At 72.4% G+C, this 11970-nt stretch carries 12 protein-coding genes and 1 riboswitch; of the genes, 9 read left to right on the top strand and 3 right to left on the bottom strand.

What is annotated here, in order from left to right:
- The first annotated feature begins 65 nt into the window (after positions 1–65).
- From KCQ71_RS23065 to ribH, 5 genes are all read left to right on the top strand, one after another.
- On the top strand, positions 66–398 hold the full coding sequence (locus KCQ71_RS23065) for an ArsR/SmtB family transcription factor (RefSeq protein ID WP_223410878.1): 333 nt from the start codon (positions 66–68) through the stop codon (positions 396–398).
- A gap of 236 nt (positions 399–634) precedes the next feature.
- Positions 635–765, top strand: a riboswitch (FMN riboswitch).
- A gap of 120 nt (positions 766–885) precedes the next feature.
- Complete coding sequence (gene ribD, locus KCQ71_RS23060; protein WP_223410877.1) at positions 886–1929, top strand: bifunctional diaminohydroxyphosphoribosylaminopyrimidine deaminase/5-amino-6-(5-phosphoribosylamino)uracil reductase RibD; 1044 nt, start codon at positions 886–888, stop codon at positions 1927–1929.
- A 20-nt stretch (positions 1930–1949) separates the two neighbouring features.
- A complete protein-coding gene (locus KCQ71_RS23055; RefSeq protein WP_223410876.1) occupies positions 1950–2558 on the top strand; it encodes a riboflavin synthase in 609 nt (202 codons plus the stop codon).
- On the top strand, positions 2555–3817 hold the full coding sequence (locus tag KCQ71_RS23050; protein ID WP_223410873.1) for a bifunctional 3,4-dihydroxy-2-butanone-4-phosphate synthase/GTP cyclohydrolase II: 1263 nt from the start codon (positions 2555–2557) through the stop codon (positions 3815–3817). The genes KCQ71_RS23055 and KCQ71_RS23050 overlap by 4 nt, the downstream gene beginning before the upstream one ends.
- A complete protein-coding gene (gene ribH, locus KCQ71_RS23045; RefSeq protein WP_223410871.1) occupies positions 3814–4296 on the top strand; it encodes a 6,7-dimethyl-8-ribityllumazine synthase in 483 nt (160 codons plus the stop codon). The genes KCQ71_RS23050 and ribH overlap by 4 nt, the downstream gene beginning before the upstream one ends.
- A gap of 40 nt (positions 4297–4336) precedes the next feature.
- Here ribH and KCQ71_RS23040 read toward each other — a convergent pair whose 3' ends face one another.
- The 3 genes from KCQ71_RS23040 to lhgD form a co-directional block, all read right to left on the bottom strand.
- On the bottom strand, positions 4337–4711 hold the full coding sequence (locus KCQ71_RS23040) for a VOC family protein (RefSeq protein WP_223410869.1): 375 nt from the start codon (positions 4709–4711) through the stop codon (positions 4337–4339).
- A 63-nt stretch (positions 4712–4774) separates the two neighbouring features.
- Positions 4775–5215 (bottom strand): VOC family protein, encoded by a 441-nt coding sequence (locus tag KCQ71_RS23035; RefSeq protein ID WP_223410867.1) that lies wholly within the window; start codon positions 5213–5215, stop codon positions 4775–4777.
- A gap of 4 nt (positions 5216–5219) precedes the next feature.
- Positions 5220–6446, bottom strand: coding sequence for an L-2-hydroxyglutarate dehydrogenase (gene lhgD / locus KCQ71_RS23030; protein WP_223410865.1), 1227 nt, complete (start codon positions 6444–6446; stop codon positions 5220–5222).
- 243 nt (positions 6447–6689) lie between these two features.
- On the opposite strand from lhgD, the gene KCQ71_RS23025 reads away from it, so the two are divergent.
- The 4 genes from KCQ71_RS23025 (at position 6690) to KCQ71_RS23010 (ending at position 11948) form a co-directional block, all read left to right on the top strand.
- Positions 6690–6929 carry a hypothetical protein gene (locus tag KCQ71_RS23025; RefSeq protein WP_223410864.1) on the top strand — a complete coding sequence of 80 codons (240 nt, stop codon included), beginning with the start codon at positions 6690–6692 and terminating at the stop codon, positions 6927–6929.
- Between the two features lie 117 nt (positions 6930–7046).
- Positions 7047–8990, top strand: coding sequence for an AAA family ATPase (locus KCQ71_RS23020; protein WP_223410862.1), 1944 nt, complete (start codon positions 7047–7049; stop codon positions 8988–8990).
- Positions 8987–9841 carry an HNH endonuclease family protein gene (locus tag KCQ71_RS23015; protein WP_223410860.1) on the top strand — a complete coding sequence of 285 codons (855 nt, stop codon included), beginning with the start codon at positions 8987–8989 and terminating at the stop codon, positions 9839–9841. Before KCQ71_RS23020 ends, KCQ71_RS23015 begins: the two co-directional genes overlap by 4 nt.
- A 25-nt stretch (positions 9842–9866) precedes the next feature.
- The gene (locus KCQ71_RS23010; protein WP_223410858.1) at positions 9867–11948 is read left to right on the top strand and encodes a patatin-like phospholipase family protein; all 2082 of its coding nucleotides are present in this window, start codon (positions 9867–9869) and stop codon (positions 11946–11948) included.
- The last annotated feature ends 22 nt before the right edge of the window (positions 11949–11970 follow it).

Here is an 11970-nt window from a genome sequence, read left to right as displayed (position 1 = left end):
GAGGAAAACGTATCGAAGTTTCGCGATATGTCAATATGTCGATCTGAGGCGATATGCTCCCAGACATGAGCACCTCGCCGATCGCCTCACAGCGACCCTCCGCAGCCGCTCAGGGCGAGCTCTCGCGAGCCACCCATGACTTCCTCACGGCCCTGGCCAGCCCCACCCGACAGCGCATGATGCTGCTCTTCGCCTCCGGCGCCGAGCTCTCCGTCGGCGCGGTCGCCGAACGTGCCGGCGTCGGGCAGTCCACCGCCTCCCACCAGCTCCAACTCCTGCGCCGCGGGGGCATCGTCACGTCCCGACGAGACGGCAAGGTCGTGCTGTACCGGGCCGACCGCGACGGCATGAGCCAAGCACTCGGTGACCTCCAGGACTACCTCAAGGTGTGCTGCTGAACCACAGGCGAGTGAAGTGTCGCTCTGCTTGGCCGGGAACCCAACGCGACTCCTTGAGTCGCATTGGCCGCCCGCCGACGCGGCGTCGGCTCCGCGTCGGTGGGAACGCTGGTTCATGAGCCTCGGGCTGCCGATGCTGTGTGATGCGGGGACCCGTCTCACGGATCGGTCGCCGGACGGGCCACCCGGAGCAGTACGGGCGGCGCTGTTAGCATGGCGTCGACGAGCTGGAAAGCTCGCGTGCACTGGGGTCGGTGAAATTCCGAGCCGGCGGTTATAGTCCGCGACCCGATGGCCGAAAGGTCACCGGTTGACCAGGTGGAACTCCTGGACCGACGGTCAGAGTCCGGATGGGAAGCGCACGCGACGACGTCTCCGGACGGATCCCAGGGCGCACCCGTGCAGCCGTGGACTCCCCTGGTGGACGACGCCTCCGTGACCCCTTCCTCACTCCGGACCGCGAGCATCGCGGACACCAGGAGTGGGCATGATCGACCAGGCGGAACACGGCGGACTGCGCCGTGCCCTCGAGATCGCGGCGCACCCCGCCGTCCCCTTCGGGCCCAATCCACGCGTCGGTTGCGTCCTGCTCGGCCCGGACAGTCGGGTCATCGCCGAGGGCTACCACCGCGGCGCCGGAACCGCGCATGCCGAGGTCGACGCCCTGGCCCGGGCCGGGTCGGCGGACACGGTCGGTGCCACCGCGATCGTCACCCTCGAACCCTGCGCCCACACCGGCCGCACCGGCCCCTGCACCCAGGCCCTGATCGACGCCGGGATCAGGCGCGTGGTGATCGGCCGCCGCGACCCGAACCCCGTCGCCGCCGGCGGGGTCGAGGTCCTGCGCGCAGCCGGGATCGAGGTCGATGCCGACGTGCCCGCCGAACTCGCGGCCGAGGCCGCGGCGTTGAACCGCGGCTGGGAGCACGGGCTGTGGCACGCACGGCCCCTGGTCACCGCGAAACTGGCGCTCACCCTGGACGGACGGGTGGCCGCCGCCGACGGCTCCAGCAGGTGGATCACCGGCAGCGCGGCCCGCGAGTGGGTCCATCGCCTGCGGGCGCGGTGCGACGTGGTCCTGGTCGGCGCCGGGACCGCCCGGGCGGACCTGCCGGCGCTCACGGCGCGCCGCACCGATGGCACCTTGCACCCGAGGCAGCCGCTTCGCGCCGTGATGGGGCTCGGCCGGGTCCCAGACCTGCCCACCCCCGAGCGGGCGGTCCCCGCCGTGCAACTACGCACCCATGACCCGTCCGAGGCCTTGGCGGACCTCCACGCTCGCGGGCGGCGACACGTGCTGCTCGAGGGTGGGCCGACCCTCGCCGCCGTGTTCCTCACCGCCGGACTGGTCGACGAACTGATCGTCCACCTCGCCCCGAAGCTCCTCGGCGCCGGACCGGCGGCGATCGGGTCGCTCGGCATCGGAACCATCGCCGACGCCCTGGCGCTCGACCTGGTCGACACCACCCTGCTCACCTCACCGGACGGACGCACCGACCTCCAGCTGACCCTGCGGCCACCCGCCGCCTGACCCCAACAGAAGGGATCACCATGTTCACCGGAATCGTCGAGGAACTCGGCACCGTCGAGGGCATCGACTCCTCGGAGCACGCCGCACGCGTGCACATCCGCGCGCCACTCGTCCTCTCCGACGCCGCGCCGGGCGACTCGATCGCCGTCAACGGCTGCTGCCTGACCGTCACCGAGCACGACGGCCAGGTGTGGAGCGCCGACGTCATCCGCACCACCCTCATGGCGACCTCGCTCGGCACCCTCGCGGCCGGCGACCGGGTGAACCTCGAGCGGTCCCTGCGCGCCGACGCCCGCCTCGGCGGTCACATCGTGCAGGGCCACGTCGACGGCGTCGGCGAGGTGATCGCCAACGAGGCCGGCGAGGGCGGGCACCTGATCCGTGTCGCACTGCCCGACGGCGTCACTCGCTACGTGGTCGACCGCGGGTCGATCGCCGTGGACGGCGTCAGCCTGACCGTTGCCTCCGTGGCGGACGCCGTCGTGACCATCGGCCTGATCCCGGAGACCCTCGCCCGCACCACCCTGGGCCTGCGCACCGTCGGATCTCGCGTGAACATCGAGGTGGACGTCCTGGCCAAGTACGTCGAGAACCTCCGGCCCGGGCTCGAGGCCGTGGCGCGACGATGAACGCGCTCCGCCTCGACCCCGTCTCCCGCGCCGTCGCCGAGATCGCGGCCGGCCGGCCCGTGGTCGTCGTCGATGACGCGGAACGCGAGAACGAGGGCGACCTGATCTTCTCCGCGGCTGCCGCGACCCCCGAGCTGCTGGCCATGACGGTGCGGTACTCGAGCGGCATCATCTGCGCCCCGATGCCCGCCGCCCACGCCGACCGTCTCGGTCTGCCGCTGATGGTCGAACGCACCGAGGACCCGCTGCACACGGCCTTCACGGTGAGCGTCGATGCCCGCGATGGCGTCAGCACCGGAATCAGTGCCGCCGACCGCGCCAGCACCCTGCGACTGCTCGCGGGAGGCGACACCACAGCGGGTGACCTCACCCGTCCCGGGCACGTCTTCCCGCTGCGGGCCCGCGCCGGCGGCGTGCTCGAGCGTCGCGGGCACACCGAGGCCGCGGTGGACCTGATGGCGCTCGCGGGCCTACCGGACGTCGGCGTGCTGGTCGAGCTGGTCCACGACGACGGCACCATGATGCGCGGCCCGGCACTGCGGGAGTTCGCCGATCACCACGGCCTGGCGATGATCTCCATCGAGGACCTCGCCGCGCACCGCCGAGCCACGATCACCCGACTGGAGATCACCGAGCCGGTGCGGCTGCCCACGAGTCACGGGGTGTTCACCGCGCTCGCAGTGCGGGAGGCCGACCCCGTGGGCGGCACTGATCCAGGATCGAGAGCCGAGCACCTGGTGCTGGTCCGCGGCGACGTCAGCGGTCCTGAACCCGTCCTCGTCCGGGTGCACTCCGAGTGCGTGACCGGTGACGTCCTGGGCAGCCGACGGTGCGACTGCGGACCCCAGCTCCAGGAGTCCCTGGCCCGGATCGATCGCGAGGGACGCGGCGTGCTGGTGCTGCTGCGCGGGCACGAAGGGCGTGGCATCGGCCTCATCGAGAAGCTGCGTGCCTACGCCTTGCAGGAGACCGGCCGCGACACCGTCGACGCCAATCTCGACCTGGGCCTGCCGGTCGATGCGCGGTCCTTCGCCGTGGTCCCGCGGATCCTCGACCACCTGGACGTGCGCTCGGTCCGACTGCTCACCCACAATCCGGCCAAGGCGCAGGCGCTGCGGGCCGGCGGCGTCGACGTGACCGGCACCGTCGACCTGACCACCCACCCCACGCCCGAGAACCTGGCCTACCTGACCACCAAGCGGGACCGACTGGGACACCACCTCGTCGACCTACCCCACCAGACCGGAGAGAGCGCATGAGCGGACACGGAAGCCCCGACCAGAAGGTGCCCCACCTGCCGCAGGCGAGGGTCGCCGTCGTCGCCGCGTCCTGGCACGAGCAGGTCATGGACGGCCTGCTCGACGGTGCCCTGCGCGCCTGCCGGGAGGCCGGGGTCGCCGAGCCGACCGTGCTGCGTGTGCCCGGATCGTTCGAGCTGCCGGTGGCCGCCGATCGCCTGGCCCGAAGCCACGACGCCGTCGTGGCCCTCGGCGTGGTCATCCGCGGAGGCACACCGCACTTCGACTACGTGTGCTCGGCCGCCACCGACGGACTCACCCGGGTGGCCCTCGATCACGGCGTTCCCGTCGGCTTCGGGCTGTTGACCTGCGACGACGAGGCCCAGGCGATCGACCGGGCGGGCCTGCCCGGGTCCCGCGAGGACAAGGGTTACGAGGCTGCGGCGGCAGCGCTCGTGACGGCCCAGGTCCTCTGGCCATGGCCGCCGTCCCGATCTTGAGTCCTTCTCCTCGGAGGTCGAGAACGCCGAGGGGCCGGGTCTACGCCTCGGCCCAGACGCCGAGCTCGTTGCCGCTCGGGTCCGTGAAGTGGAACCTGCGGCCGCCGGGGAACTCGTAGGGTCCGTTCACGATGCGCCCGCCGGCATCCGTCACCGCCGCCAGCGTGGCGTCGAGGTCCTCGCTGTAGAGCAGCACCAGGGGTCCGCCGACCTTGATCTCCGACGCGAGCGCGAGGCCACCGGCCTCCTCGCCGGGGGACTCCGCGGCGGTGCGGATGCCGGCGTAGCCGTCCCCGTAGGCCGTGAACTCCCACCCGAAGGCGCGGTTGTAGAACTCCTGGGCGACGGGCAGGTCCGTCACCGAGATCTCGATGTAGTCGATCGAGAGCGGGATGCGGTGTGCGTGAGCGGCCATGGGAACACGATGGCACGGGCCACCGACATTCGTCATCGGAGGTGGTCCCGGAGTGCCCGGAAACTAACCGAACCGGACGGTGCCGTCGGCGTCGATGCTCCACCCGGGGTTGTGCGCGATCTCCCAGATCACCCCGTTCGGGTCCTGGACATGCGCGTGGAAGATCCCGCCGAACGCCCCGGGCTGCGGCGCCGTGAGCACCGCGCCGCCGGCGGCGGCCATCGCTTCGACCAGGGCGCGCACCTGGTCCGGTCCGGCCACGTTGTGGGCCAGCGTCACCCCGGAGACCGAGGCCGGGCCGGCCGGGGCGCCGAGGTCCTCGTTGAACTTCACGGCGTCGAACAGCCCGAGCATCTGCCCCGGTGCCACCTGGAAGAACAGGATCTCGCCCGGCACGTCCAGGGTGGGCGTCCACCCCAGGGCCTCGGCGTAGAACCGGCGGGCCGCATCCAGGTCCGCGGTGGCGAGGGTGATGAAGTGCACCTGCTGGTCCATGTGGGTCATCGCATCAGACTGCCGCGTCGGCGAGGACCTCGTCCAGTTCCGACTCCAGGTGCGCGGCGATCTCCAGGGACGCCGTCGCCGCCGGCGACGGAGCGTTCAGCACGTGGAGCTGCCGGTCCGCACGCTGGACGAGGAAGTCGTCCACCAGGGACCCGTCGCGCCGCAGCGCCTGCGCCCGCACCCCGGCCGGGGCCGGCACCAGGTCCGCCGCCGTGATGCCAGGCACCAGCCGGGACAGGCTGGTCGCGAACCGCGCCCGGGACAGCGACCGGATGATCTCCCCGGCGCCGGGCACGATGTTGCGGCGCCCGAGGTGCCACAGCCCGGGCCAGGACAGGGAGCCGCGCAGGTCCGCCAGGTTCACGTCCCGCCAGGTGTAGCCCTCCCGGGCCAGGGCAAGCACCGCGTTCGGGCCGGCGTGCACACCGCCGTGGATCATCGTGGTCAGGTGCACCCCGAGGAACGGGAACCGCGGGTCGGGCACCGGGTAGATGAGCGTCCGGACCAGATCCGCCTTGTCCGGCACCAACTCGAAGTATTCGCCACGGAACGGCACGATCCGTGCCTGCGGGACCACGTTGCAGGCGTCCGCCAACCGGTCCGCGTGCAGGCCGCCGCAGACCACGAGGGCATCGGCGACGATGTCCTCCCGCTCCGTCCCGCCGTCGGGATCCACCACGTCCACCCGGGCGCGCACGCGCCCACCCACGGTGCGCGCACCGCGGAAGGTGCGGCCGAAGCGGAGCTGCCCACCGCCGTCGGCGATCTGGCGCGCCAGCACCTCACACACGCCGACGTAGTCGACGATGCCGGTGCTCTCCACCCGCAGCGCGCGCACGCACTTGACGTTCGGCTCGTACTCGCGGGCCTCGGCGGCGTCGATGAGTCGCGCCGGCACGCCGTTCGCCTCCGCCCGGCGGGCCAGCTCGGCCAGGCCCGGCAGTTCCGCGTCGTCGACGGCGACCACGAGCTTCCCGCAGGTGCGCACCGCCACGCCGTGGTCCTGCGCGAATGCCGTCATGCTCGCCGCGCCGGCGGTGCCCAGGCGTGCCTTCAGACTCCCCGGTGCGTAGTACAGGCCGGAATGGATCACGCCGGAGTTGCGACCTGTCTGGTGCCGCGCCACCGAGAGTTCCTTGTCCACGACGATGACCTCGTCGCCGCGGCGGACCAGTCGCGCCGCCGTCGCCAGTCCGAGGATCCCCGCGCCCACCACCAGGACCTTCACCATCGCTGCTCCTTGTTCATGACCATTGCTGCGCCTCCGGTGATCGTGCCAGGGATGACGGCGGCGGGTGGCGGTACGGGCGATGCCGATCTCGGTGGGGGTGAGGCCTCACCCTGTGCTCACCCCGGGGTGAACGCGGGACGGCCTCAAGATCACCCGATCCGGCTAGTGCTCCGTATCACATCCCGGACTAGCGTGAAGAGCGCTCAAGGGAACGAATTGGACCGAACCGGGGAGTGGTGGCACATGGGTGAGACATCGTGTGCGTGGGTGTGCGATCTCGACCACGTGATGAAGGTGGGTGACGTCGCCGACTCGGTCGTTGCCGAATGGCGCCGATCCGACTGGACCGCCCCGGACGGCAAGTCCGCGCACGTGGTCAGCCCGGGTCGCTCCGGCACCGGCTGGGTGATCGTGCCGATGCTCCATCGCGACGCCGCCGGGGACACCGCGCTCGCGGCCCTGCCGAACATCAGCCGGTCCTGACCTGCACCAACGGGCGGCCGGTATCACGGTCGCCGCATGCACCTCTTCGCTGAGCAAACGCCCACCGGAGGAGTTGGCCCGGTGGGATGATGTCGCCCAACGGTCGGCGGAGGTCCCATGCGACTGGTGCGCCCAGCAGAGCCCGAGGAGTTCGCCCGCGCGCGCTCGGAGCAGCTGACCGCCGGCGGGCGCGGCCCCCTGGTCAAGAGCGCCCGCGCGGACGGCCTGCGCTCGCCCGGCGTGGTCGCAGCGCTGCTGGCCATGACGGGCGACCGATGCGCGTACTGCGAGACCCCGATCGATCCCGATACCGCGGTGGTGACGCACCACCGCCCGCCGGGGAACGCCGTCGACGAGGACGGCTCGGTCAGCCCGGACCACTACCGATGGCTGGAGTACACCTGGTCGAACCTGCTGCCCGCGTGCGCGGACTGCGTGCGGGCCAAGGGCAGCCGGTTCCCGGTGCGCGGCGCCCGGTCCGATGCGCCCGAGCCATGGACCAGCGAGGACGCGCTGCTCCTCGATCCCGGCCGGGAGGACCTCGCCGCCCACCTGCTCTACCAGGTCGACGGGACGGTCGCCGGGACCACCGAACGGGGCCGGGTCACCATCGAGGTGCTCGCCCTGAACCGGTCCTCCCTGGCGGCGCGGCGGGCGAACCTCACCCCGGACGCGTTCCCCTCGATGACCGAGCGCGGCGTCGGGCACACGCCCGCCATGGCGCTGCCCCGCCCGGGCTACGACCTGAACCTCCCACTCGCACCCACCCAGGCGACGAGCTACTACGGCGCCACGAAGTGGATCGACCGGGTGGTCATCGGCAACTTCCGGCCGATCCGGGACCTCGACCTGGACTTCTCGACGTCCACGAGCTCCCACGGACCGTGGACGGTGCTGCTCGGCGAGAACGGGTGCGGCAAGTCCTCGATCCTGCACGCGATCGCGCTCACCCTGATCGGCGGCGCCTACCGACGCGAGCTCGCCATGGACGCCGGCGCGTACCTGCGCCACCGCGCCCGGGTCGGCCGCGTGCAGGTCTACCTGACCGGTGATTCGCAGCCGTTCGAACTGACCTGGGGCACGGGCGACACCGACTTCACCGGCCCCGAGGCCGCCCCGGTGCTGCTCCTCGGCTACGGCGCCACCCGGCTGCTGCCCCGCGGCCCGGCGCCGCAGCGCCCGGACCGCGCCGGCGCCTGGGTGGACAACCTGTTCGACCCGTTCCGCCCGCTCACCGACCCCACCGCATGGCTGCTGTCCCTGCCGGAGACGGTGTTCACCGACGTCGCCGAGGGCCTCGCGGACCTGCTCGCCCTGGAGGACAGCGCCGAGATCGAGGCGGACCGGCGCCGCAAGGTCGTCCGGATCCACCAGCACGCCTCCGTGGCCGAACTCACCGAACTCAGCGACGGGTACCAGTCCATGCTGGTGCTCGCCTGCGACGTGCTGCGCACGGTCCTGACCCGTTGGGACCAGGTGGGCCTCGCGGAGGGGATCGTGCTCATCGACGAGCTCGGCGCCCACCTGCACCCGCGCTGGCGGATGCGGATCGTGACCGCGCTGCGCACCCTCATGCCGCGGGTGCAGTTCATCGTGTCCACCCACGACCCGCTCTGCCTGCGCGGCCTGCTCGACGGCGAGGTCACGGTGATCCGCCGCAACGCCGAGGCCGACGTCATCGCGATCACCGACCTGCCCTCGGTGCAGGGCATGCGCGTGGACCAGCTGCTCACCTCCGAGCACTTCGGCCTGGGCAGCACCGACGACCCGGAGCTGGACGACCTCTGGGCGCAGTACTACCAGCTCCAGGGGCTGTCCGAACGGGGCGCCGAACAGGAGTCGCAGCTGGCGCACGTGCGCGCCCGGCTGGACGCGATCGGGGTGCTCGGCAGCACCGAACGGGATCGGCTGCTGCTCGCCTCGGCGGACGAGTTCATCGCCCGACGGCGTCAGGTGGGTGATGAGGTGACGCGCACCTCCGCGGAGGTCACCTCCGAGCTCGCGGCCCTGTGGACGGCGCGGCTGCCAGGGCCGCCGGCGGCCCGGGGAGCACAGCGATGAGGCGGGTACCGCGCCCGCCCGCGCCGCCGACCCTGTCCTCGGCGAAAGCCGAGCGCGAGCGCGCGGCGGCGGCCGCGTTCTACGCGACCTGGGACGGCACGGCGAAGTACGGCAAGTACTCCGTCTACAAGGCGCCGGACGTGAAGGAGGCGCTCGAGCGGGCCTTCTCGAACAAGTGCGCCTACTGCGAGTCGACGTACGGGGCGACCCAGCCCTTCGCCGTCGAGCACTACCGGCCCAAGGGTGAGGTGACCATCAACGGGGTGCGTACCCCGCCCGGCTACTACTGGCTCGCCTCGGACTGGGACAACCTGCTGCCCTCCTGCACCGACTGCAACAGCCCGCGGGCCCAGGAGCTGCCGGGTATCAAGGAGACGGCCGGCAAGGCGAACGCGTTCCCGATCGGCTCCGAGTCCCGCCGCGCCAGCCGCCCGGGACAGGAGGGCCGCGAGGACCGGCTGCTGCTGCACCCCTACCTCGACCACCCGGAGAAGCACCTCGAGTTCGTGTGGCAGACCACGGGCATCGACGAGGGCTGGGTGCGGGCGAGCCGCAACGACTCCGGCCGGGAGAGCCGCAAGGGGCAGGCCACGATCAAGGTGTGCGCGCTGCAGCGGCGTGGCCTGGTCGAGGCCCGACGGCGCGTGGTGCGTCAGCTCGTCGGTCACCTGGAGTCGTTGGCCGCGCTGAAGGCGGCCATCGGCCGGCATCCGCAGGACCGGGGCCTGCGCGAGCAGTTCGAACGCGGCGTGGCCGACGTGGCCACCTTCGTCGCCGAAGACGCGCCCTACACCGCGATGACCAGGCAGGTCGTCGCCGCGTACTACGACCGGCTCTTCCCGCCGGACTGAGAACGCCCCAACCGAGGAGGTCGTCATGAGCGAGGACTGGTCCGACCCCAAGCTGGAGTGTGACCTGGTCATGAAGGGCGGGATCACCTCCGGGGTGATCTACCCGCGGGCCGTCACCGAGCTCGCCCGCACCTACCGGCTCCGGTCGGTGGGTGGCGCGTCCGCCGGGGCCATCGCCGCCGCCGCGGCCGCCGCCGCCGAGCTCGGGCGCGGCACCGGCGGGTTCGCCGAGCTGGAGCGCATGCCGGACGACATCACCGCGCCCTCGCCCGCCGGCGGGTCCACCCTGTTCCGGCTGTTCCAGCCGACCCGGGCGGCGGCCCCGCTGTTCGGGGTCGCCACCGCGGGGATGGGGTCGAAGGGGTCGACGGCGGTGCGTGCGAAGGCGCTCGCGACGTTGCGTTGGTTCTGGTGGGCACTGGTGCTCGGCGCCCTGCCGGGCGTGGCCCTGGCGGTGGTCGCCGGGGTCTCGGGCGGTGGCGGCGGCCGGTGGGCCGGGGTCGTGGCCGGGGTGGTCCTGGCGCTGCTCGGTGCCGTGTTCGGCCTCGTGATCTCCGCTGCCGGGCTGCTCGGCCGGCTGCAGGGGTGGGGGATGTGCACCGGGATGGCCGGCTACGGCGGGCAGAGCGGGCGGAGCGAGCAGTCCCGGCACAGTGCGCCCGCGCTCACACCCTGGCTGCACGAGCGGATCCAGACCATGGCCGGGCGCGGCGGGCCCGGGCGCGGCGGGGGCGAGGGGCCGGTGACGTTCGGGCAGCTCGCCGACGCCGGCATCACGCTGCGGATGATGACCACGAACGTGACCCGGTACCAGCCCATGTCGATGCCGTGGGACAGCCGCGGCTACTACATCGACCCGGCGGTCTGGCGCCGCTACTTCCCCGAGGACGTGGTCGCCTGGATCGAGCAGCACCCGCCGGCCGTGACCGGGACCACCGTGAAGGACCGCTACACGGCGCTCACCCGCGCGCACGCCCGCCGGCGTGGACTGGTGCCGTTCCCCGCACCGCGGGACGTCCCCATCGTGGTCGCGACCCGGATGAGCCTGAGCTTCCCGGTGCTCATCTCCGCCGTGCCGCTGGAGTCGATCGACTTCAGCAGGGGCGTGAACACGAGGTACCGGAAGACGGCCGAGGCCTGGCTGGGCGAGCACCCGGACGCAGGTACCGAGGAGGCGCTGGCGGCGATCGCGGCTCCCGAGTTCGAGCCGAACTGGTTCTCCGACGGCGGCCTGTGCGCGAACCTGCCCGTGCACTTCTTCGACAGCCCGCTGCCACGGCGGCCCACGTTCGCGATCAACCTCGGCCAGCTGGCCGCCGGCCGGGCACCCGAGGCGGACCAGGCCAAGAACACGTTCCTGCCCACCCACAACGCGGTAGGTGCGCTGCGGCACTGGCACACGCTCACGCCGTCGGGCCTTGGCGGACTGCTCGGGTTCGCCCACGCGCTGGTGACCACGTCCCAGGTGTGGGTCGACAACGCCCAGCTGGTGCTGCCCGGCTACCGGGACCGGGTGGTCACGATCTACCACTCCGGCGACGAGGGCGGGATGAACCTGTCCATGCCGAAGGAGATCGTCGATGCGCTCGCGGCCCGCGGCCGGGCCGGCGCTGCCAAGCTGGTGGACCAGTTCGCCGGCGGCGATCCGGGCGGCACCCCCGGGTTCGGGTTCGAGAACCACCGGTGGATCCGGATGCGGACTTCGGCCACGGGGCTGGGCAACTGGCTGGGGGCGTGGGGCACCGGCTACCGGACGCCGGTGGCCGGTGCGACCGACTACGCCGAGCTCGCCGGCCCGGGTGCGGCCGCGCCGCTGCCCTCGTACAAACCGGGTGCGGGAGCGCGGGACCGGATCAACGACCTGGTCGGCGAACTGCTCACGCTCATCGACGACTGGGGCGCCGACGACGCCGTCGCGAAGGGCTCCCCACGGCCCACCCCGCGGCTGCGGCTGGTCCCCGAGGAGGGTGTGGCGACGTTCGAGGCGCCCACCGTCGGTGACCTCGACGTCGCGTTCACCTCCGACGCGGGGGCCGAGATGATGCCCGACGGCGGTGCCGGGCTCGGCCCGGGCGGCGGGCCGGGCGGGGGTCGTCTCGCGTACTGACGCCTCCCGGCGTCAGCCCTTC

It is taken from the genome of Occultella gossypii (assembly GCF_019947135.1).
In the GTDB taxonomy this organism is placed as follows: domain Bacteria; phylum Actinomycetota; class Actinomycetes; order Actinomycetales; family Beutenbergiaceae; genus Occultella; species Occultella gossypii.
The sequence above is the reverse complement of the archived record's forward strand: the minus strand, read 5'-3'. Positions and strand labels throughout refer to the sequence as shown.

Coding starts and splice junctions, on each gene's coding strand:
- KCQ71_RS23055 (WP_223410876.1), top strand. CDS start 1,950: ATGTTCACCGGAATCGTCGAGGAACTCGGCACCGTCGAGGGCATCGAC.
- KCQ71_RS23025 (WP_223410864.1), top strand. CDS start 6,690: ATGGGTGAGACATCGTGTGCGTGGGTGTGCGATCTCGACCACGTGATG.
- KCQ71_RS23050 (WP_223410873.1), top strand. CDS start 2,555: ATGAACGCGCTCCGCCTCGACCCCGTCTCCCGCGCCGTCGCCGAGATC.
- lhgD (WP_223410865.1), bottom strand. CDS start 6,446: ATGGTGAAGGTCCTGGTGGTGGGCGCGGGGATCCTCGGACTGGCGACG.
- KCQ71_RS23020 (WP_223410862.1), top strand. CDS start 7,047: ATGCGACTGGTGCGCCCAGCAGAGCCCGAGGAGTTCGCCCGCGCGCGC.
- KCQ71_RS23065 (WP_223410878.1), top strand. CDS start 66: ATGAGCACCTCGCCGATCGCCTCACAGCGACCCTCCGCAGCCGCTCAG.
- KCQ71_RS23015 (WP_223410860.1), top strand. CDS start 8,987: ATGAGGCGGGTACCGCGCCCGCCCGCGCCGCCGACCCTGTCCTCGGCG.
- KCQ71_RS23035 (WP_223410867.1), bottom strand. CDS start 5,215: ATGACCCACATGGACCAGCAGGTGCACTTCATCACCCTCGCCACCGCG.
- ribH (WP_223410871.1), top strand. CDS start 3,814: ATGAGCGGACACGGAAGCCCCGACCAGAAGGTGCCCCACCTGCCGCAG.
- ribD (WP_223410877.1), top strand. CDS start 886: ATGATCGACCAGGCGGAACACGGCGGACTGCGCCGTGCCCTCGAGATC.
- KCQ71_RS23010 (WP_223410858.1), top strand. CDS start 9,867: ATGAGCGAGGACTGGTCCGACCCCAAGCTGGAGTGTGACCTGGTCATG.
- KCQ71_RS23040 (WP_223410869.1), bottom strand. CDS start 4,711: ATGGCCGCTCACGCACACCGCATCCCGCTCTCGATCGACTACATCGAG.